Origin of the sequence: Pseudomonas sp. FEN, from assembly GCF_904067045.1 — a bacterium.
Taxonomy (GTDB): Bacteria; Pseudomonadota; Gammaproteobacteria; order Pseudomonadales; family Pseudomonadaceae; genus Aquipseudomonas.
Map to the genome: position 1 here is coordinate 1,172,133 of NZ_CAJFDC010000036.1, position 20,009 is coordinate 1,192,141.

At 61.3% G+C, this 20,009-nt stretch carries 19 protein-coding genes; 12 read left to right on the forward strand and 7 right to left on the reverse strand.

The annotated features are described in order from the left end of the window. Entirely contained in the window at nt 1-1,821 is a 1,821-nt protein-coding gene (gene typA, locus PFEN_RS28735) for a translational GTPase TypA (RefSeq protein WP_191489957.1), read from the reverse strand. 138 nt (nt 1,822-1,959) lie between these two features. After that, nucleotides 1,960-3,414 carry a tRNA uracil 4-sulfurtransferase ThiI gene (thiI, locus tag PFEN_RS28740; protein WP_191489958.1) on the reverse strand — a complete coding sequence of 485 codons (1,455 nt, stop codon included), beginning with the start codon at nt 3,412-3,414 and terminating at the stop codon, nt 1,960-1,962. Between the two features lie 330 nt (nt 3,415-3,744). On the opposite strand from thiI, the gene glnA reads away from it, so the two are divergent. From glnA to ntrC, 7 genes are all read left to right on the forward strand, one after another. Continuing rightward, nucleotides 3,745-5,151: a type I glutamate--ammonia ligase gene (gene glnA / locus PFEN_RS28745; RefSeq protein WP_191489959.1), complete on the forward strand. Its 1,407-nt coding sequence runs from the start codon at nt 3,745-3,747 to the stop codon at nt 5,149-5,151. Between the two features lie 204 nt (nt 5,152-5,355). Beyond that, nucleotides 5,356-5,742 (forward strand): cupin domain-containing protein, encoded by a 387-nt coding sequence (locus PFEN_RS28750; protein ID WP_191489960.1) that lies wholly within the window; start codon nt 5,356-5,358, stop codon nt 5,740-5,742. A 324-nt stretch (nt 5,743-6,066) separates the two neighbouring features. Then, on the forward strand, nt 6,067-6,636 hold the full coding sequence (locus PFEN_RS28755; protein ID WP_191489961.1) for a chorismate mutase: 570 nt from the start codon (nt 6,067-6,069) through the stop codon (nt 6,634-6,636). A gap of 83 nt (nt 6,637-6,719) precedes the next feature. Beyond that, nucleotides 6,720-7,253: a DUF4124 domain-containing protein gene (locus tag PFEN_RS28760; protein ID WP_191489962.1), complete on the forward strand. Its 534-nt coding sequence runs from the start codon at nt 6,720-6,722 to the stop codon at nt 7,251-7,253. Between the two features lie 7 nt (nt 7,254-7,260). Further along, a complete protein-coding gene (locus tag PFEN_RS28765) occupies nt 7,261-7,896 on the forward strand; it encodes a DUF4124 domain-containing protein (RefSeq protein WP_191489963.1) in 636 nt (211 codons plus the stop codon). Between the two features lie 251 nt (nt 7,897-8,147). Beyond that, nucleotides 8,148-9,233 (forward strand): nitrogen regulation protein NR(II), encoded by a 1,086-nt coding sequence (gene glnL, locus PFEN_RS28770; RefSeq protein ID WP_191489964.1) that lies wholly within the window; start codon nt 8,148-8,150, stop codon nt 9,231-9,233. Then, nucleotides 9,230-10,666, forward strand: coding sequence for a nitrogen regulation protein NR(I) (gene ntrC, locus PFEN_RS28775; RefSeq protein ID WP_040063505.1), 1,437 nt, complete (start codon nt 9,230-9,232; stop codon nt 10,664-10,666). The genes glnL and ntrC overlap by 4 nt, the downstream gene beginning before the upstream one ends. A gap of 930 nt (nt 10,667-11,596) precedes the next feature. Here the strand turns inward: ntrC and PFEN_RS28780 are convergent. Then, nucleotides 11,597-12,037, reverse strand: a complete 441-nt coding sequence (locus PFEN_RS28780) for a hypothetical protein (RefSeq protein WP_191489965.1) — start codon at nt 12,035-12,037, stop codon at nt 11,597-11,599. Between PFEN_RS28780 and PFEN_RS28785 the strand changes: the two genes are divergently transcribed. Beyond that, nucleotides 12,036-12,491 carry a tRNA (cytidine(34)-2'-O)-methyltransferase gene (locus PFEN_RS28785; RefSeq protein WP_191489966.1) on the forward strand — a complete coding sequence of 152 codons (456 nt, stop codon included), beginning with the start codon at nt 12,036-12,038 and terminating at the stop codon, nt 12,489-12,491. The two genes, PFEN_RS28780 and PFEN_RS28785, sit on opposite strands and share 2 nt — an antisense overlap. Nucleotides 12,492-12,660: 169 nt before the next feature. Here PFEN_RS28785 and secB read toward each other — a convergent pair whose 3' ends face one another. The 3 genes from secB to PFEN_RS28800 are packed head-to-tail and all read right to left on the reverse strand — an operon-like array spanning nt 12,661 to nt 13,860. After that, on the reverse strand, nt 12,661-13,143 hold the full coding sequence (gene secB / locus PFEN_RS28790) for a protein-export chaperone SecB (RefSeq protein ID WP_191489967.1): 483 nt from the start codon (nt 13,141-13,143) through the stop codon (nt 12,661-12,663). 47 nt (nt 13,144-13,190) lie between these two features. Further along, the gene (gene grxC / locus PFEN_RS28795; RefSeq protein WP_191489968.1) at nt 13,191-13,445 is read right to left on the reverse strand and encodes a glutaredoxin 3; all 255 of its coding nucleotides are present in this window, start codon (nt 13,443-13,445) and stop codon (nt 13,191-13,193) included. A gap of 1 nt (nt 13,446) precedes the next feature. Further along, nucleotides 13,447-13,860 (reverse strand): rhodanese-like domain-containing protein, encoded by a 414-nt coding sequence (locus PFEN_RS28800; protein WP_191489969.1) that lies wholly within the window; start codon nt 13,858-13,860, stop codon nt 13,447-13,449. 148 nt (nt 13,861-14,008) lie between these two features. On the opposite strand from PFEN_RS28800, the gene gpmI reads away from it, so the two are divergent. From gpmI to PFEN_RS28820, 4 genes are all read left to right on the forward strand, one after another. Beyond that, nucleotides 14,009-15,544, forward strand: coding sequence for a 2,3-bisphosphoglycerate-independent phosphoglycerate mutase (gene gpmI / locus PFEN_RS28805; RefSeq protein ID WP_191489970.1), 1,536 nt, complete (start codon nt 14,009-14,011; stop codon nt 15,542-15,544). Nucleotides 15,545-15,683: 139 nt separating this feature from the next. Further along, nucleotides 15,684-16,970: a murein hydrolase activator EnvC family protein gene (locus PFEN_RS28810; RefSeq protein WP_191489971.1), complete on the forward strand. Its 1,287-nt coding sequence runs from the start codon at nt 15,684-15,686 to the stop codon at nt 16,968-16,970. Nucleotides 16,971-17,000: 30 nt separating this feature from the next. After that, a complete protein-coding gene (locus PFEN_RS28815; RefSeq protein ID WP_191489972.1) occupies nt 17,001-18,320 on the forward strand; it encodes a S41 family peptidase in 1,320 nt (439 codons plus the stop codon). A 1-nt stretch (nt 18,321) separates the two neighbouring features. Then, on the forward strand, nt 18,322-19,113 hold the full coding sequence (locus PFEN_RS28820; protein ID WP_191489973.1) for a divergent polysaccharide deacetylase family protein: 792 nt from the start codon (nt 18,322-18,324) through the stop codon (nt 19,111-19,113). Between the two features lie 102 nt (nt 19,114-19,215). On the opposite strand, the gene PFEN_RS28825 is transcribed toward PFEN_RS28820, so the two are convergent. Beyond that, nucleotides 19,216-19,971, reverse strand: a complete 756-nt coding sequence (locus tag PFEN_RS28825; protein ID WP_191489974.1) for a substrate-binding periplasmic protein — start codon at nt 19,969-19,971, stop codon at nt 19,216-19,218. Between the last annotated feature and the right edge of the window lie 38 nt (nt 19,972-20,009).

Below are 20,009 nucleotides of genomic sequence, written 5' to 3' on the forward strand. Positions count from 1 at the left end.
TTAGTTACCGGACTTCTTGGCAGCGCGGGTACGCTCGCTTTCGCCCAGGATCTTCTTGCGAAGACGGATGGACTTAGGCGTCACTTCACACAGTTCGTCTTCCTGCACGAACTCCAGAGCTTGCTCCAGGGTGAACTTGACTGGCGGAACCAGGGCGATGGTTTCGTCTTTACCCGAAGCACGCATGTTGTCGAGCTTCTTGCCTTTGGTTGGGTTCACACCCAGGTCGTTGTCGCGGCTATTCAAGCCAACGATCTGACCTTCGTAGATGTCCTGGCCGTGTTCAACGAACAGCTTGCCACGCGCCTGCAGGGTTTCCAGCGAGTAGGTCAGCGCCTTACCGGTAGCAACCGATACCAGCACGCCGTTCTGACGGCCGGACATGTCGCCGGACTTCATCACGTCGTAACGGTCGAAGATCGAGGTCAGGATGCCGCCACCGGAGGTCAGGGTCAGGAACTCGTTACGGAAACCGATCAGACCACGAGCCGGGATGTTGTACTCAAGGCGCACACGGCCCTTGCCATCCGGAACCATGTTGGTCAGGTCGCCCTTGCGCAGACCCATTTGTTCCATGATCGCGCCCTGGGATTCTTCCGGCAGGTCGATGGTCACGTTTTCGTACGGTTCGTGCTTCACGCCGTCAACCATACGGATGATCACTTCCGGACGACCAACACCCATTTCGAAGCCTTCGCGACGCATGGTTTCGATCAGTACCGAGAGGTGCAGCTCACCACGGCCGGAGACCTTGAACTTGTCGGCCGAGTCGCCTTCTTCAACGCGCAGGGCAACGTTGTACAGCAGCTCTTTGTCCAGGCGTTCCTTGATGTTACGGCTGGTGACGAACTTGCCTTCACGGCCGCAGAACGGCGAATCGTTAACCTGGAAGGTCATCGAAACGGTAGGTTCGTCAACGGTCAGCGGCTTCATCGCTTCGACGTTCAGTGGGTCGCACAGGGTGTCGGAGATGAACAGTTGCTCGAAGCCGCTGATGCAGACGATGTCGCCGGCAGCCGCTTCATCAACGTCGATACGGTGCAGGCCGTGGTGACCCATCAGCTTCAGGATACGACCGTTACGGCGCTTGCCATCGGCGTCGATCGCCACAACCGGGGTGTTCGGCTTGATACGACCACGAGCGATACGGCCAACACCGATAACACCCAGGAAGCTGTTGTAGTCCAGTGCGGAGATCTGCATCTGGAACGGACCGTCACGGTCGACTTTCGGCGCGGGCACGTCGTCGACGATCGACTGGTACAGCGGGGTCATGTCTTCAGCCATGGCGGTGTGATCCAGACCGGCAATACCGTTCAGGGCCGAGGCGTAGACGACTTTGAAGTCCAGCTGTTCTTCGGTGGCGCCGAGGTTGTCGAACAGATCGAAGATCTGGTCCAGAACCCAGTCCGGACGCGCGCCAGGACGGTCAACCTTGTTGATCACCACGATCGGACGCAGGCCGGCTTCGAAAGCCTTCTTGGTCACGAAACGGGTTTGCGGCATAGGGCCGTCTTGGGCGTCAACCAGCAGCAGAACGGAGTCGACCATCGACATTACGCGTTCAACTTCGCCGCCGAAGTCGGCGTGGCCCGGGGTGTCCACGATGTTGATGTGGTAGCCGTTCCAGTTGATGGCGGTGTTTTTCGCCAGGATGGTAATACCGCGCTCTTTCTCCTGGTCGTTGGAGTCCATCACGCGCTCGTCGTTGAGCTCGTTGCGCTCCAGGGTGCCGGATTGACGCAAGAGTTTGTCTACCAGGGTGGTCTTGCCATGGTCAACGTGAGCAATGATGGCGATGTTGCGTAGATTTTCGATCACTTGTGTATCTCGATCAGAGGATTCGGTGTGCTGACAAGTCTTGGCAGCGATTTACAGCAGAGTCCGGCAAGCCGTTACAACTTGACGGCGGCGTCGGGGGGCCGGTGACGCAAGCCACAGGCAAACAGCCCCGGGCACTTAGCTCGGTCGATAAACGCGCACATTGGCATGCCCCTCACTGAGCAAATGGTGGGCATGCAGGCGACTCATCACGCCTTTGTCGCAATACAACAGGTACTGGCGAGTAGGGTCCAGTTCCTTGAAACGAGCGTTCAGAGCATAAAACGGCATCGCTTGTACCTCGATGCCAGCGATCTCCAGCGGGTCGTCGTCCTGGGCATCCGGGTGACGGATGTCGATCACGATATGACCGGCCAGCGCCTCGCTGACTTCTTCAATCTGCAAATCCTGGCCCAATTCGTCGATGACCCGATCGATTGGCACCAGTTTGGCCCGCTCGAGCGCCCGCTCAAGAATCGCCATGTCGAACTGTTGTTCTTCGTACTCCACGCGGTTGCGCTTGGCGTGGGTCTTGGGGTTCACCGAAATGACCCCGCAATACTCCGGCATGTGCTTGGCGAAGTCGGCCGTGCCGATTTCGCTCGCCAGGTTGATGATGTCCTGCTTGTGGCTGGCGATCAGCGGGCGAATCACCAGCTTCTCGGTCACGCAGTCGATCACCGACAGATTCGGCAGCGTCTGGCTGGAAACCTGGGAGATCGCCTCGCCGGTCACCAGCGCGCTGATGTCCAGTCGATCAGCCATAACGGAAGCAGCGCGCAACATCATACGCTTCAATACTACGCCCATATGACTGTTATCGACTTTGCCGAGAATTTCTCCCAGCACTTCCTCGAACGGCACGCTGACAAACAGTACCCGCTGGGAGCTGCCGTACTTCTTCCAGAGGAAGTGCGCGACTTCCATCACTCCCAGCTCGTGGGCGCGGCCACCGAGATTGAAGAAGCAGAAGTGGCTCATCAGGCCGCGACGCATCATCTGATAGGCGGCCACGGTGGAATCGAAACCGCCGGACATCAGCACCAGCGCCTGCTCGATGGAACCCAGCGGATAACCGCCCAGGCCATTGTGCTGGCTGTGGATGACAAACAACCGTTGGTCGCGAATTTCCATCCGCACTTCGATTTCCGGTTCCTTGAGGGAAATCCCGGCGGCATTGCACTGTCGGCGCAACTGGCTGCCGACGTATTTTTCCACTTCCATGGAGGTGAAGTCATGCTTGCCGGCCCGCTTGCAGCGCACCGAAAAAATCTTCCCGGGCAGGGCCGCGCCGAAGTGCTGCTTGCACTTGGCGGTGATGTCGTCGAAATCACCCAACGGGTACTCGTCGACCTGCAGGAAATGCGCGATGCCCGGCAGGCAGCACAGGCGTTCGGTCAGTTCGAGCAGGGCCTTGGGCTCGCTCAGCGTGGTTTCCAGCTCGAGGTTGTCCCACACGCCATTCACCACCACGGCCGGGTCCAGATCGCGGAGCACGGTACGGATGTTCTTGGCCAGCTGGCGGATGAAACGCATCCGGACAGGGCGGCTTTTAATGGTGATTTCGGGGAAGACTTTTACGATAAGTTTCATGAAAACAGCGCGCGAAGGGCCGGCCGAAAAAGGGGGGCGCGGATTATAGCGGAAATTGCTCAAGGTTTAACCAGTTATTGTACAGACGGATTTATTGCACCAAAAAAGGTCACCTCTCATTATCATGGCTCCACAATAGTGCAACAAATGCCCGGAAATTCTCCTATGCTCGCTGCAACGCTTGAGATTGGGGCAAAAAACCCATCACGGGGCACTGGCATGCAATTTGCTCTCTTGTGAGGCAGGTTGCCATGGCCGATATTCGCGCCGGCATCACCACTCTTTCAGGGCTAACTCCACTACCCAGCCCGAAGCCACCCGGAGGACACCATGTCGAAGTCGGTTCAACTCATCAAAGATCATGACGTTAAATGGATTGATCTGCGCTTCACTGACACCAAAGGTACTCAGCACCACGTAACCATGCCGGCCCGTGATGCACTGGATGACGAATTCTTCGAAATCGGCAAAATGTTCGACGGCTCCTCCATCTCCGGCTGGAAAGGCATCGAAGCCTCCGACATGATCCTGATGCCGGACGACAGCACCGCCGTACTCGACCCGTTCACCGAAGAGCCGACCCTGATCCTGGTCTGCGACGTGATCGAGCCTTCGACCATGCAGGGCTACGACCGCGACCCACGTGCGATCGCCCGTCGCGCCGAGGAATACCTGAAGTCCACCGGTATCGGCGACACCGCTTTCTTCGGTCCCGAGCCTGAGTTCTTCATCTTCGATTCGGTCAAGTTCAAGTCCGATATCTCCGGTTCCATGTTCAAGATCTTCTCCGAACAAGGTTCGTGGATGTCCGACCAGGACGTGGAAGGCGGTAACAAGGGCCACCGCCCAGGTATCAAAGGCGGTTACTTCCCGGTTCCACCGTTCGACCATGACCACGAAATCCGTACCTCCATGTGCAACGCACTGGAAGAGATGGGCCAGACCGTCGAAGTTCACCACCACGAAGTGGCGACTGCCGGCCAGAACGAAATCGGCGTGAAGTTCAACACCCTGGTCAACAAGGCTGACGAAGTCCAGACCCTGAAGTACTGCGTACACAACGTGGCGGATGCCTACGGCCGTACCGCGACCTTCATGCCAAAACCGCTGTATGGCGATAACGGCTCGGGCATGCACGTGCACATGTCCATCTCCAAGGAAGGCAAGAACACCTTCGCTGGCGAAGGCTATGCCGGTCTGTCCGACACCGCCCTGTACTTCATCGGCGGCATCATCAAGCACGGTAAGGCGCTGAACGGCTTCACCAACCCGTCGACCAACTCCTACAAGCGTCTGGTCCCAGGCTTCGAAGCTCCGGTCATGCTGGCCTACTCGGCGCGCAACCGTTCCGCCTCGATCCGTATTCCTTACGTCAACAGCCCCAAGGCTCGTCGTATCGAAGCCCGCTTCCCGGATCCGGCCGCCAACCCTTACCTGGCCTTCGCCGCGCTGATGATGGCCGGCCTGGACGGTATCCAGAACAAGATCCACCCTGGCGATGCCGCTGACAAAAACCTGTATGACCTGCCGCCTGAAGAGGCCAAAGAGATCCCACAGGTTTGCGGTAGCCTGAAAGAAGCCCTGGAAGAGCTGGACAAAGGTCGTGCGTTCCTGACCAAAGGCGGCGTGTTCAGCGACGACTTCATCGATGCCTACATCGAGCTGAAAAGCGAAGAAGAAATCAAAGTCCGTACCTTCGTACACCCACTGGAATATGAGCTGTACTACAGCTGCTGATCCAGTAACGCCCGCGCAAGCGGCGTAAAGAAAGGCCACCTTCGGGTGGCCTTTTTCATGGCTGAAAATCGAGATTTCTTGAAACGCTTCAAGACTGGCCGGACGCCGTGACACGGCGTTAACTTGGACTCCCGACCTCGCGCCGGGCACCACAGGCACCGCGTGTAACACGCGGTACAAGGACGTTAACCTGGAAGCCAGCACATGACATCGATCTCGACACCCGAGGCACCAACCCCATCCCTACCCACCGCCCAGGTACTGCTGCGCAGCAGCCACTCCTGGGACGGCACGCCCTACGCGAGTTATCCGCGGGGCGCACCCGAACTGACCTTGCTACAGATCAATATTCCGGCCGACACCGAGCTGGGCTGGCACATCCACCCGATCCCCAGCGCCGCCTACATCCTGTCGGGCGAAGTATGGGTCGAGACCCGCGAAGGCGGCCATGGCACGCTGTTGAAACAGGGCGACACAATAGCGGCCCTGGTCAACATCCAGCATCGCGCCCGCACTGGCGCGGTTCCGGTGGACCTGTTGGTGTTCTATGCCGGCAGCGAGGGCATGGCGCTCTCGGAGTCGAACCCTTGACCCCTTAATGCGGGAACCCAGGACCAGCAATTTGCAGCCGAGCACGGTCTTGTGGCGAGCGGGCTTGCCCGCGCTCGGCTGCGCAGCAGCCGTAAAACCATAGTCCAGTTATATCCGATACACCGTGATTACAGGTTTTGGGGGCACTTCGCGCCCCAACGCGGGCAAGCCCGCTCGCCACAAATCTGGGCCCGGCTACAAATTTCCTCAACCGAACAACATTGGGACAAACCCAGATTTTTCATGAAAAGAAACTGGCGTCTGGCCGGCCTAGTAACGTTTACTCAGAACCCTGCACCCACTCCCCCGGAAGAAGCTCGCTCCATGCACCTGAAAAAATGCCTTGTCAGCCCGCTACTGCTTATTCTCCTCAGCGCCAGCGCCTTTGCCGAAACCCCGAAGCCAACGGCAGCCCCTGCGTCCCTGGCGCCCTTGCTCCAGGCCGTGAGCGAACGCCTGGCCATCGCCGATCAGGTCGCCCTGACCAAATGGGACAGCGGCAAACCGATCCAGGACGGCCCACGCGAACAGCAAGTCATCGCCAATGCCGCGCAACAGGCCGCCACTTATCAACTCACCCCTGAAGACGTGAGCCAGTTCCTCGCCGCCCAGATCGAAGCCAACAAACTGGTGCAATACGCCCTGCTGGCCAAGTGGCAGGCCGCCGGCAAGGCCCCGACCATCACCCGGCCCGACCTGGTAAAGCAGATCCGTCCGGCCCTGGATCAACTGCAGATCCGCCTGCTGCAACACTACGCCGCCTTCGCCGCCTTCCGCAAAGATCCGCAGTGCCCGACCTGGCTGGCCCAGGAACGCCAGGCCCGGAACACCGATAGCCTCCATGATCTGGCTCTGGTGCGCGCCGTGGGCGAGTTGTGCATCAGCGGACACTGAAGCCGTTGAAGGTTGTGCTCTATGCTGACACCCTGAAGCACTTGGGCGGGATGCCACCGCCAGGACCATTACCGGGAGCGCCCATGGGTCGAAGCCTTCTCTTGCTGCTAATGGCCATCGCCCTGCCGGCGGTCGCACAGATCTACAAGTACACCGACGCCAGCGGCAATACCGCCTATAGCAACCAGCCACCTGACGGCACCGTCGCGCAGCCCGTGGAGCTACCGCCACTCAACAGAGTCGGCCAGCAGCAGCCGGCCGCGGCGGCGGCACCGACACCGGCGACAGCAGCGCCATCGACGCAGGCATCAACGGACAACGGTGCGGTCTACAGCACCCTGGAGCTGACGGATATCCCGACCCAGGAAGCCCTGCGCGCCAACAACGGCACCTTTACCGTCGGCGTGAAGATGGAGCCGCGCCTGCAACGCCAGCACCTGCTACGGCTGATACTCGACGGCGTGCCCTACGGCCAGCCGAGCAACGTGCCGCGCCTGCAACTGGTGAACATCGACCGCGGCGAGCATACCCTCGGCGTCCAGGTGCTGGCCGGTGAACAGGTCGTACAGCAAAGCCCCCTCGTACCCGTTAGCGTCCAACGGGTACACAAGCCTTGAGTCGCCCATGATTGGCTTTTTCATCCACCTGCTACCGCTGCTCCTGATGCTCTGCGCCGGACCGGCGCGGGCCCAGATCTATACCTACATCGACAGCCAGGGTAATCGAGTCTTCACCGACCAGCACCGTGCTGGCGCCAAGCCGGTGCCGCTGCCGCCGGTCAATCGCCTGTCGCCGACACCGGCGGCGCCTCAACCTTCGCCAGCCACCCCGAAAAAGCCCAAGGCCCAGCCGATCTTCCATTACCAGATGGTGCGCATCCTGGTACCGGACCCCGATGCGACCATCCGCAGCACCGAAGGCAACCTGATCGTCAGCGTCACCAGCGAACCCGGTCTGATGCCCGGACACGCCTATCGCTTGCTGCTGGACGGCAAACCTACCGCCGCGCCCGGCCCCAGCCCGGTGTTCGCCTTGAGCAATATCGACCGCGGCAGCCACCAGCTCGCGGTGGAAATCCTCGACGAACAGGGGCGCATCGCCGAACGCACGGCCAACCAGCCCTTCCATATGGTGCGCATCTCGCTCGCGCAGAAACGCCAGGCCAATCCTTGCCAGCTCGCCGACTACGGCCAACGCCCGGAATGCCCACTGGCCGACAAGCCCGAGGAAGAAAGCAGCAGCATTTTGCCGTTCCTTTGATCGTCCTCCAGCAAAGCACCACATTGGTGCACTAAACTGCACACCTACCCGAACCAAATACCATTTTGGTTCGAAAGTACCCGTCACAAATGGCAGAACGCCACTCAATCGAGCCTGAAACGCCCATTTCAGGCAATTCGCGCTTCTTTTCGGAGCCTTGGTTTGGTTTTTGCATTTTCCTTGTATCGGCGCCTTGTTGGCGCGCGCAAATCGGGACCGGCCCCGTTTGCCATGCTCCAAAAGAGGTCCCCATGACCATCAGCGATGCCCTGCACAGACTGTTACTCGACAACCTGACCACCGCTACCATCCTGCTCAACGCCGAACTGCGCCTGGAATACATGAACCCGGCGGCGGAAATGTTGCTGGCCATCAGCGGCCAGCGCAGCCATGGCCAGTTCATCAGCGAACTGTTCACCGAGTCGGTCGAGGCCTTGAATTCCCTGCGTCAGGCCGTGGAGCAGGCACACCCGTTCACCAAGCGCGAGGCCATGTTGACGGCGCTGACCGGCCAGACCCTGACCGTCGACTACGCCGTGACCCCGATCCTCAGCCAGGGCGAGACCCTCCTGCTGCTGGAAGTCCATCCCCGCGACCGCCTGCTGCGCATCACCAAGGAAGAGGCGCAGTTGTCCAAGCAGGAAACCACCAAGATGCTGGTCCGTGGCCTGGCCCACGAAATCAAGAACCCCCTGGGTGGAATCCGCGGCGCCGCGCAGCTGTTGGCCCGCGAGCTGCCGGAAGAAAGCCTGAAAGACTACACCAACGTCATCATCGAAGAGGCCGATCGCCTGCGTAACCTGGTGGACCGCATGCTCGGCTCGAACAAGCTGCCGTCCCTGGCGCTGACCAACGTCCACGAAGTACTGGAACACGTCAGCAGCCTGGTGGAAGCCGAAAGCCAGGGCTGCATCAATCTGGTGCGCGACTATGATCCAAGTATTCCCGATGTACTGATCGACCGTGAACAGATGATCCAGGCCGTGCTCAACATCGTGCGCAACGCCATGCAGGCCATCAGCAGCCAGAACGAACTGCGCCTGGGTCGTATCAGCCTGCGCACCCGGGCGATCCGCCAGTTCACCATCGGCCATATCCGCCATCGCCTGGTGACCAAGATCGAGATCACCGACAACGGCCCGGGGATTCCCGCCGAGCTGCAGGAAACCATCTTCTATCCCATGGTCAGCGGCCGCCCGGACGGTACCGGGCTGGGCCTGGCCATTACCCAGAACATCATCAGCCAGCACCAGGGCCTGATCGAGTGTGAGAGCCACCCCGGCCACACCACGTTCTCGATCTTTCTGCCACTGGAACAAGGAGCCACATCGACATGAGCCGTAGTGAAACCGTGTGGATCGTCGATGACGACCGTTCTATCCGTTGGGTCCTGGAAAAAGCCCTGCAACAGGAGGGCATGACCACCCAGAGCTTTGACAGTGCCGATGGCGTGATGAGCCGCCTGGTCCGTCAGCAGCCGGATGTGATCATCTCCGACATCCGCATGCCCGGCGCCAGTGGCCTGGACCTGCTGGCGCGGATTCGCGAGCAGCACCCGCGCCTGCCGGTGATCATCATGACCGCCCATTCCGACCTTGACAGCGCGGTGGCGTCCTACCAGGGCGGCGCGTTCGAATACCTGCCCAAGCCGTTCGACGTCGACGAAGCGGTGTCGCTGGTCAAGCGCGCCAACCAGCATGCCCAGGAACAGCAAGGCATGGACGTGGCGCCGACCCTGACCCGCACCCCGGAAATCATCGGCGAAGCGCCGGCGATGCAGGAAGTGTTTCGCGCCATCGGACGTCTCAGCCACTCCAACATCACGGTGTTGATCAATGGCGAGTCCGGTACCGGCAAAGAGCTGGTAGCCCATGCCCTGCACCGCCACAGCCCACGAGCGGCGCAACCGTTCATCGCCTTGAACATGGCGGCGATTCCCAAGGACCTGATGGAGTCCGAGCTGTTCGGCCATGAAAAAGGCGCCTTTACCGGCGCGGCCAACCTGCGGCGTGGACGTTTCGAACAGGCCGACGGCGGCACCCTGTTCCTCGACGAGATCGGCGACATGCCGGCCGATACCCAGACCCGCCTGCTGCGGGTGCTGGCGGACGGCGAGTTCTACCGGGTCGGCGGGCATACGCCGGTCAAGGTCGACGTGCGCATCATCGCCGCGACCCACCAGAACCTGGAGACGCTGGTCCACGCGGGCAAATTCCGCGAAGACCTGTTCCATCGCCTGAATGTGATCCGCATCCATATTCCACGGATGTCGGACCGTCGCGAAGATATTCCGACCCTGGCCAAGCACTTCCTCGCCCGCGCCGCCCAGGAGTTGTCGGTGGAGCCAAAGCTGCTGAAGCCGGAAACCGAGGAATACCTGAAGAACCTGCCGTGGCCGGGCAACGTGCGCCAGTTGGAGAACACCTGCCGCTGGATCACCGTGATGGCCTCCGGTCGCGAGGTGCATATCAGCGACCTGCCGCCGGAACTGTTGAACCTGCCGCAGGACTCGGCGCCGGTGACCAACTGGGAGCAGGCCCTGCGGCAATGGGCCGACCAGGCACTGGCACGCGGCCAATCCAGCTTGCTGGACAGCGCCGTGCCGAGTTTCGAGCGGATCATGATCGAAACCGCCCTCAAGCACACCGCGGGCCGCCGCCGCGACGCCGCCGTGCTGCTGGGCTGGGGCCGCAACACCTTGACCCGCAAGATCAAGGAGCTGGGCATGAAGGTCGATGGCGGCGACGAGGACGACAGCGACGAGGGCTGAGCCTGATCGACCCTCTGCCGTTTCGAGAAAAACCCTCTACAGCGGGCTGTAGAGGGTTTTTTATTGCCCCGCAAATGGCCAGGCGTTGACGCAACCCCCTGAGCCAGCTTGCTGGCGATGAGGCCAGTGAGTCTTGCATCGATTTTGCGGACGTCATCGCCAGCAAGCTGGCTCCTACACGGGATAGTCGTGCACCACGGCAATGCGCCTTGAACCGCTATCGAGCAGGGAAACAGACAGCGCAAGCCTCATCGCCATTTTCCCGAGCCACCGAAAAGGCCCCGTATTCCGGGGCGCTCAGCCAATTTTCAAACATTCTTCAGGCCGTCGCTGCGGTTTTTGCAAAAACTGGCACGCGCCCTGCAATAGCCCCAATACAACCCAGTTTTGGGGACCTTGGTACAGGCAGGCCGGGGACTCCCCTTCTTTACAACCGGGACTCATACCGCTCACAGCGACGAGCCCCAAACGCTTTCGGGAACCCTGGTACAGGCAGGCCGGGACTTCCCTCTTTAACACCCGGACTCATACCGCTCACAGCGACGAGTCCAAACGCTTTCGGGGACCCTGGTACAGGCAGGCCAGGACTCCCCTTCTTTACAACCGGGCTCAGACCGCTCACCGCGACGAGCCCCAAACGCTTTCGGGAACCCTGGTACAGGCAGGCCGGGACTTCCCTTCTTTACAACTGGACTCACACCGCTCACCGCGACGAGTCCAAACGCTTTCGGGAACCCTGGTACAGGCAGGCCGGGACTTCCCTTCTTTACAACTGGACTCACACCGCTCACCGCGACGAGCCCCAAACGCTTTCGGGAACCCTGGTACAGGCAGGCCAGGACTTCCCTCTTTAACACCCGGACTCACGCAGCGATGAGCCCGACAACGGTTCTGGGAGCTTTGGTACAGGCAGGCCGGAGATTCCCTCTTTTACTCCTCGCGCAGATTGATCGCCAATCTCCAGCGCCCGTCCACCTTTGCACCGGCCCACTCGCCGTGCAATGGACGCGCCGCCAGCAGCGTCAGCAACACCCCCTTGTCAGTCAAACGCAGCCGCCAGTTGGCGTCCTTGCCGGCCACCTGCAGATGGCCGCTCTGGGCCTTGCCCTCGGCGTCGAACAGCAACGCCAGCGTACCGTCGACCTGCTCGCCATGCACCTTGGGCTCGGCGCTGAACCACACCACCACGCCCTCGGGCACCACTTCGACCTGCTGCAACACCAGGGGCTCGGGCGCCGTCAGGCGACCGATCATCAGGCCGATCATCAGGCCGACAATCGCCAGCGATCCCAGCACCCGCGGCAATAGCTTCGGCCGCGGGTCCTCTTCGGGAGTAGAATGCAGCCCATCTTCATCTTCGGAGCCGTGCATGTTTCACGTCATCCTTTTTCAACCAGAAATTCCGCCGAATACCGGCAACATTATCAGGCTGTGCGCCAACAGCGGCTGCCACCTGCATTTGATCGAGCCCATCGGTTTTGAAATGGACGACAAGCGCCTGCGCCGCGCCGGCCTCGACTATCACGAGTACGCCACGCTCAAGACTCATGCCGACCTCGCCAGTTGCCTGGAAAGCCTCGGCCACCCGCGCCTGTTCGCCTTCACCACCAAGGGCTCGCGGCTGTTCCACGATGCGCGCTTCGCCGAAGGCGATGCGTTTCTCTTCGGCCCGGAAAGCCGTGGCCTGCCGGCCGAGGTACTCGAGGCCCTGCCCAGCGAACAGCGCTTGCGCCTGCCGATGCGCGAAGGTTGCCGCAGCCTGAACCTGTCCAACACCGTGGCGGTGGCGGTCTACGAAGGCTGGCGCCAGTTGGGCTTTGTCTGAAAACCAGGCACCGCCTGAACAAAAAAAGCGCCGGACAGGCGCTTTTTTTGTGGGAGCCAGCTTGCTGGCGATAAACGTCAACGATAACGCGGGGCATCTGGACCAACGCGGCGCGGCAACTTCCATCGCCAGCAAGCTGGCTCCTACAGGGTGGTACGGGCCAACCGCTTTATTGAACGGTTTGCGCGCCTTCTTCCTGCAAACGCTGCAGCTCTTGCGCGTACAGGGCATCGAAGTTCACCGGGGCCAGCATCAGTGCCGGGAACGAACCACGGGTAACCAGGCTGTCCAGGGTTTCGCGCGCGTACGGGAACAGGATGTTCGGGCAGAACGCACCCAGGGTGTGGCTCATGGAAGCCGCATCCAGGTTCTTGATCAGGAAGATCCCAGCCTGCTGCACTTCAGCGATGAAAGCCACTTCGTCACCGTTCTTCACGGTCACCGACAGGGTCAGCACCACCTCGTGGAAGTCGCCTTCCAGGGCCTTCTGACGGGTATTGAGGTCCAGGCCGACGCTCGGTTCCCACTGCTGGCGGAAGATCGCCGGGCTTTTCGGGGCTTCGAAGGACAGGTCACGCACGTAGATACGCTGCAAGGAGAATTGCGGTTGGCTTTCTTCTTCGGTGGCAGCAGTGTTCTGTTGGTCAGTCATCGCAGCAGATCCTTCTTGATCTTCAGGTCTTTAAAGGGTTGGGGGAGTCAAGCTTCCAGCAATGCATCCAGTTTCCCGGCGCGTTCGAGAGCGAACAGGTCATCACAGCCACCAATGTGCCGCTCGCCGATCCAGATCTGCGGCACGGACGTACGCCCGGCCTTCCGGGCCATTTCGGCACGCACCTGCGGCTTGCCGTCGACCTTGATTTCGTCGAAAGCAACGTGCTTGCTGCCAAGCAAGGACTTGGCCCGCATGCAGTAAGGGCAGTAATCGCTGGAGTAAACGACGACCTGGCTCATATCACTTCACCAGCGGCAGATTGTCGGCTTTCCAGCTGGAAATACCGCCGGACAGCTTGGCCGCGGTGAAGCCGGACTTCAGCAGTTCGCGGGCATGAGTCCCGGAATGCTGGCCCTGGGCGTCGACCAGAATCAGGGTCTTGGCCTTGTGCTTTTCCAGTTCGCCGATACGTGCCATCAGCTTGTCCTGGGGAATGTTCAGTGCACCGACGATGTGACCGGCGGCAAATTCCTTGCTCGCACGCAAGTCGATGACCACACCCTGGTCCTTGTTGACCAGCGCAGTCAACTGAGCAGTGCTGAGACTGGCGCCGCCGCGGCTCATTTCATGGGCAATCAGCAAGGCCAGCAGGAGCACGAAGGCGCCGGCTAACAGATAGTGGCTAGTGGCAAATGCAATCAGGTGATCGACCATCGGGAGGTTCCAGGGCGTTAAAATGTGGGCCAGTATACACAGCCGTCAAGGTCGGCCAAACCCCGCCCGGCGGTGACGGACTTTGAACTTGGCTTTAAACTGCGACTCTTTTTTCCATGTCCTTTCAATCCAGCCGCGAGAGCCATCCATGACTACCACGCCTAAACCTTTGGTCCTGATCATCCTGGATGGCTTCGGTCACAGTGAGAGCCACGACTACAACGCCGTCTATTCGGCGAAAAAACCCGTGCTCGACCATCTCAAGGCAACCCAACCCAACGGCCTGATCTCGGGCTCGGGCATGGATGTCGGCCTGCCAGACGGGCAGATGGGCAACTCCGAAGTCGGCCATATGAACCTCGGCGCCGGTCGCGTGGTGTACCAGGACTTCACCCGTGTGACCAAGGCGATCCGCGACGGCGAGTTCTTCGACAACCCGACGATCGGCGCGGCGGTGGACAAGGCCGTGGCCGCGGGCAAGGCGGTGCACATCCTCGGCCTGCTGTCCGACGGTGGCGTGCACAGCCACCAGGACCACCTGGTGGCGATGGCCGAGCTGGCGTTCAAGCGCGGTGCCGAGAAAATCTACCTGCACGCCTTCCTCGACGGCCGCGACACCCCGCCGAAAAGCGCCCAGTCGTCCATCGAGCTGCTCGATGAAACCTTCCGCACCCTGGGCAAGGGCCGCATCGCCAGCCTGGTCGGCCGCTATTTCGCCATGGACCGCGACAATCGCTGGGATCGCGTGGCCCAGGCCTACAACCTGATCGTCGATGGCCAGGCCGAATTCCACGCCGCCACTGCCCAGGACGGCCTGCAGGCCGCCTATGAGCGCGGCGAGAGCGACGAATTCGTCAAAGCCACGGGCATTGGCGAGAAAGTCACGGTCGAAGACGGCGACGCCGTGGTGTTCATGAACTTCCGCGCCGACCGCGCCCGTGAACTGACCCGCGTGTTCGTCGAAAACGACTTCAAGGACTTCGAACGCGCCCGCCAACCGAAACTGGCCGGCTTCGTCATGCTCACCCAGTACGCCGCCAGCATTCCCGCACCTTCGGCCTTCGCCCCGGGCAGCCTGGAAAACGTGCTGGGCGACTACCTGGCAAAAAACGGCAAGACCCAGCTGCGGATCGCCGAAACCGAAAAATACGCCCACGTGACCTTCTTCTTCTCCGGTGGTCGCGAAGAGCCGTTCCCGGGCGAAGAACGCATCCTGATCCCGTCGCCAAAAGTCGCCACCTACGACCTGCAACCGGAAATGAGCGCGCCCGAGGTCACCGACCGGATCGTCGATGCCATCGAACACCAGCGCTATGACGTGATCGTGGTCAACTACGCCAACGGCGACATGGTCGGCCACAGCGGCGTGTTCGCCGCTGCCGTTAAAGCAGTGGAATGTCTGGATTTGTGTGTAGGACGTATCGTCGAAGCCTTGGAAAAGGTCGGCGGCGAAGCGCTGATCACCGCCGACCACGGCAACGTCGAACAAATGAAGGATGACTCCACCGGTCAGGCCCACACCGCCCACACCACCGAGCCGGTCCCGTTCATTTATGTCGGCAAACGGCCATTGAAGGTCCGCGAAGGCGGCGTACTGGCGGATGTCGCCCCGACCATGCTCAAGCTGCTGGGCCTGAAACAGCCGCAAGAGATGACCGGTACCTCACTCCTGACTGACCTCTAAACGCCGCAAATCAGGTCGGCAGCAGGCCCGCAGCCTACCTCTTTATCGGAAACGCCTGAAAGCAACCGCTTTTGGGCGTTTTTTTTGCAGCGCGCGGCGGGCATACTAGGGCGTCTCGTTCCCAGGTGTCGCCCGCCCCATGCTTCGCGCCCTTATCGCCCTAGCCTTGATCTGCCTGCTCCAACCGGCCTTTGCCGACGAGCGCGCGCAAACCCAGCAGCAGTTGGACGCCACGCGTCAGGATATCGCTGAGCTGAAAAAGCTCCTGGGCAAGTTGCAGGAAGAAAAATCCGGGGTACAGAAAGAGCTGCGCGGCACCGAAACCGAGATGGGCAAGCTGGAGAAGCAGGTCGACGCCCTGCAGAAAGAGCTGAAAAAGAGCGAAAGCGAACTGCAGCGGCTCGATGGAGAGAAAAAAAAACTCCAGAGCGCGCGCACTGAACAGCAGCGATTGATCGCCATCCAGGCCCGCGCCGCCTACCAGGGCGGCCGCCAGGAGTACCTCAAGCTGCTGCTCAACCAGCAAAATCCGGAAAAATTCGCCCGGACCCTGACCTATTACGACTACTTGAGCCAGGCCCGAATGGAGCAGTTGAAGAATTTCAACGAAACCCTGCGCCAACTGGCCAATGTCGAAAAAGACATCAATCTGCAGCAAGCTCAGTTGCTGGTGCAGAAAAGCAGCCTGGACAGCCAGCGCGATGAACTGGACAAGGTCCGCAAGGAGCGCCAGGCGGCCCTGGCCAAGCTCAATGACGACGTGAAGGCCCGCGACCAGAAGCTCGCCGCCCGCGAACAGGACCAGGCCGACCTGTCGAAAGTCCTCAAGACCATCGAAGAAACCCTGGCGCGCCAGGCTCGCGAGGCGGAGGAAGCGCGCCAGAAAGCGCTGCTCGCCCAGCAGGAAGCCGAAAAAAAGCGCCAGCGTGAGGCGGCGCTCGCCAACGACGACAGCCCGCGTCCAGTGCGTAAAACCACGCCTGGAGCCCTGGTATCGAGCGCGGGAGAATCCTTCGGCGGCCCTTTTGCCGCGGCGCGCGGCAAACTTCCCTGGCCAGTTGATGGTCGATTGCTTGCGCGCTTTGGTGAAAGCCGTGGCGATGACGCCCGGACCAAGTGGGATGGGGTAATGATCGGCGCCGCCGCCGGCAGCCAGGTCCACGCCGTGCACGGTGGTCGCGTGGTTTTCGCCGACTGGTTGCGGGGCGCCGGTTTGCTGGTCATTCTCGACCACGGCAACGGTTACCTGAGCCTCTACGGACACAACCAGACGCTGCTCAAGTCCGCCGGCGATGTGGTAAAAGCCGGTGAGTCGATCTCTACTGTAGGCAACAGTGGCGGTCAGGACGCGCCAGCGCTGTATTTCGCTATACGTCAGCAGGGTCACCCGAGTGATCCGGCCCAATGGTGCCGCGCCCAAGGATAGGCCGGCATCTTAATCAGGAGTTCGTTCGACATGTTGCATTTGTCCCGCCTCACCTCGCTGGCCCTGACGATCGCCCTGGTGATCGGCGCGCCCCACGCGTTCGCCGCGCAACCCGCGCAGCCCGCTCCGGCCGCCGCTCCGGCCGTCACCGCCAAGGCCCCGCTGCCGCTCGACGAGCTGCGCACCTTTGCCGAGGTCATGGACCGGATCAAGGCCGCCTATGTCGAGCCGGTGGACGACAAGACCCTGCTGGAGAATGCCATCAAGGGCATGCTCAGCAACCTTGATCCGCACTCCGCCTACCTCGGGCCGGACGACTTCGCCCAGCTGCAGGAAGACACCAGCGGCGAATTCGGTGGCCTGGGCATCGAAGTCGGCATGGAAGACAACTTCGTCAAGGTGGTCTCGCCCATCGACGACACCCCGGCGTCCAAGGCGGGCGTGCAGGCCGGCGACCTGATCGTCAAGATCAATGGCCAGCCGACCCGTGGCCAGACCATGACCGAAGCCGTCGACAAGATGCGCGGCAAGGTCGGCCAGAAGATCACCCTGACCCTGGTGCGCAACGGCGGCGCGCCGTTCGACGTGACCCTGACCCGGGCGATCATCCGCACCAAGAGCGTGCGCAGCCAGTTGCTGGAAAACGGCTACGGCTACCTCCGCATCACCCAGTTCCAGGTCAAGACCGGCGAAGAGGTCTCCAAGGCCCTGGTCGCGCTGCGCAAGGAAAACGGCAAGAAGCTCAACGGCATCGTCCTCGACCTGCGCAACAACCCCGGCGGCGTGTTGCAGGCGGCGGTGGAAGTGGTCGACCACTTCATCACCAAGGGCCTGATCGTCTACACCAAGGGCCGGATCGCCAACTCCGAACTGCGCTTCTCGGCCACTGGCCACGACGAAAGCGAAGCGGTACCGATGGTGGTCCTGATCAACGGCGGCAGCGCCTCGGCGTCGGAAATCGTCGCCGGCGCCCTGCAGGACCAGAAACGCGCGGTACTGATGGGCACCACCAGCTTCGGCAAGGGCTCGGTACAAACCGTGCTACCGCTGAGCAATGACCGCGCGCTGAAGATCACCACCGCGCTGTATTTCACGCCCAACGGTCGCTCGATCCAGGCCCAGGGCATCATTCCGGATATCGAAGTACGCCAGGCCAAGGTCAGCGGCGCCCAGGATGACGAGACCTTCAAGGAAGCCGATCTGCAAGGCCACCTGGGTAACGGCAACGGCGGCGCGGACAAACCGAGCGTCAAAGCGGTCAAGGGCAAGCCACGCCTGCAGGACGACGACTACCAGTTGGGCCAGGCGCTGAGCCTGCTCAAGGGTTTGAGCGTGACGCGCGGCAACTGAGATGCATCGCTGGCTACTGCTGCTGTCCTGCTGTTTGATCGGTGTCGCCCAGGCGACGCCGGTCGAACCGCCAGCCCCCGCCAAGGCCTACCTCACCCTGATCATCGATGACCTGGGGCAGAACCTGCCCCGGGACCGTCGCGTGCTGGCCCTGCCCGGGCCGATCACCACGGCGATCATGCCTGACACCCCGCACGCCGCCGAGTTTGCCCGCGAGGCCCATGCCGCCGGCAAGATCATCATGCTGCACATGCCCATGGACCCGGCCACGGGCCCCTTCGCCTGGCATCCCGACCTGCCCCTGGAGGAGTTGAAAACGCGCCTGGCCGCCGCCTTCAAGGCCGTGCCCTATACCAGCGGGATCAACAATCATGAAGGCAGCCGCATGACCGCCGAACCGCAGGCCATGGCTTGGCTGATGGGCGAACTGCAGCGACGCAACAAATTTTTCGTCGACAGTCGCACCAGCGCCAAGACTGTCGCTGCGTCCGAAGCGCAGAAGATCGGCCTGGCGAGCGCGTCGCGGGATATATTCCTCGACAATGAACGCACCGAACCGGCCATCACGGCGCAACTGGACGCCGCGATCAAGCTGGCGCGCAAGCATGGCAGCGCGGTGGTCATCGGCCATCCATATCCGCAGACATTGGCGGTACTGGAGCGCGAACTGCCCAAGCTCAAGGAACAGGGCATCGACTGGATCGACATCAAGTCGATGATCGCCCTGCGCGGCAACCAGGCCGCGGCCGGGCATGGCCGGAATGGTGTTTACCAGCAGGCGGCCACTCCCTAGCACGAGCCGGCATGCTGCGGACGGCGCTCCGACGATGGCGTCCACACGGGCGGCGCAAGGCTCAAGGGCCTCATTATGGGAATCGAACCTCGACCGGGATGCCTACAGGTAGCGCGCCATGATCTCGTCGACCTTGCCGTCCTTGCGCAATTGATCCAGCGCCGCCTGCAATCTGACGACTACCTCGTCCGGCACATCCTTGTTCAGCGCCAGATACAATTCGGCGCTATTGAAACGCAGTACCGTCTTGAGCCCGCTTACGCCTTCCTGCCTGGCCAGGTAGTGTCCGGCGGGGTCGCCCGACGCCCACAGGTCGATCTGGCCATCCACCAGCTTCCTCGCATTATCCTGGTCACGCAGGGCAAGCACCGGGCCGAACCCGTGTTGCGTCAGGTACTGTGCGATGGCATCGCCCTTGTAGGCACCGATCCTGTAGCGATGGGCTTGCCCCAGGCTCGACAAGGTGATCGGGCTGTCGGCCTTGCCCAGCAGCACCCAATCGTCAGGCCCGATCGGCCCGACCCACTTGAACAGGGCTTCGCGCTCCGGCAAACGTGCCATGACGAACACCCCGTAGCCGGGTTTTTCCAAGGCGAGCTTATAGATACGCTCCCAGGGGAAACGCAGGGTCAGGCTGTAGGAAATACCGGCACGTTTGAAGGTTTCCCGCACGATATCGGCGGCGATCCCTTCAATATTCTCGTCCTTGGCGAAGTTCTTGCCGTTTTTCGCCATGTTATACGGCGGAAAATTTTCCGTCAGCAGGACAATGCCGTCATCAGCGGCGCCCGCCGCACCCGCCGCACCCGAGAACAGCCCGATCAGGCAAAAGAGCGCGAGGAAAAAGCGTTTAGACATAGTGGGCAACCGGAATCCATGGCGGGCTCAAGAGTGAC

Bases quoted from the DNA above. Each gene is read 5' to 3' on its own strand.
- PFEN_RS28785 (WP_191489966.1), top strand. From the start codon at position 12,036: ATGTTTCACGTCATCCTTTTTCAACCAGAAATTCCGCCGAATACCGGC.
- PFEN_RS28800 (WP_191489969.1), bottom strand. From the start codon at position 13,860: ATGGTCGATCACCTGATTGCATTTGCCACTAGCCACTATCTGTTAGCC.
- PFEN_RS28755 (WP_191489961.1), top strand. From the start codon at position 6,067: ATGCACCTGAAAAAATGCCTTGTCAGCCCGCTACTGCTTATTCTCCTC.
- PFEN_RS28825 (WP_191489974.1), bottom strand. From the start codon at position 19,971: ATGTCTAAACGCTTTTTCCTCGCGCTCTTTTGCCTGATCGGGCTGTTC.
- PFEN_RS28810 (WP_191489971.1), top strand. From the start codon at position 15,684: ATGCTTCGCGCCCTTATCGCCCTAGCCTTGATCTGCCTGCTCCAACCG.
- gpmI (WP_191489970.1), top strand. From the start codon at position 14,009: ATGACTACCACGCCTAAACCTTTGGTCCTGATCATCCTGGATGGCTTC.
- thiI (WP_191489958.1), bottom strand. From the start codon at position 3,414: ATGAAACTTATCGTAAAAGTCTTCCCCGAAATCACCATTAAAAGCCGC.
- glnA (WP_191489959.1), top strand. From the start codon at position 3,745: ATGTCGAAGTCGGTTCAACTCATCAAAGATCATGACGTTAAATGGATT.
- PFEN_RS28815 (WP_191489972.1), top strand. From the start codon at position 17,001: ATGTTGCATTTGTCCCGCCTCACCTCGCTGGCCCTGACGATCGCCCTG.
- secB (WP_191489967.1), bottom strand. From the start codon at position 13,143: ATGACTGACCAACAGAACACTGCTGCCACCGAAGAAGAAAGCCAACCG.
- PFEN_RS28750 (WP_191489960.1), top strand. From the start codon at position 5,356: ATGACATCGATCTCGACACCCGAGGCACCAACCCCATCCCTACCCACC.
- glnL (WP_191489964.1), top strand. From the start codon at position 8,148: ATGACCATCAGCGATGCCCTGCACAGACTGTTACTCGACAACCTGACC.
- PFEN_RS28780 (WP_191489965.1), bottom strand. From the start codon at position 12,037: ATGCACGGCTCCGAAGATGAAGATGGGCTGCATTCTACTCCCGAAGAG.
- PFEN_RS28760 (WP_191489962.1), top strand. From the start codon at position 6,720: ATGGGTCGAAGCCTTCTCTTGCTGCTAATGGCCATCGCCCTGCCGGCG.
- PFEN_RS28820 (WP_191489973.1), top strand. From the start codon at position 18,322: ATGCATCGCTGGCTACTGCTGCTGTCCTGCTGTTTGATCGGTGTCGCC.
- grxC (WP_191489968.1), bottom strand. From the start codon at position 13,445: ATGAGCCAGGTCGTCGTTTACTCCAGCGATTACTGCCCTTACTGCATG.
- ntrC (WP_040063505.1), top strand. From the start codon at position 9,230: ATGAGCCGTAGTGAAACCGTGTGGATCGTCGATGACGACCGTTCTATC.
- PFEN_RS28765 (WP_191489963.1), top strand. From the start codon at position 7,261: ATGATTGGCTTTTTCATCCACCTGCTACCGCTGCTCCTGATGCTCTGC.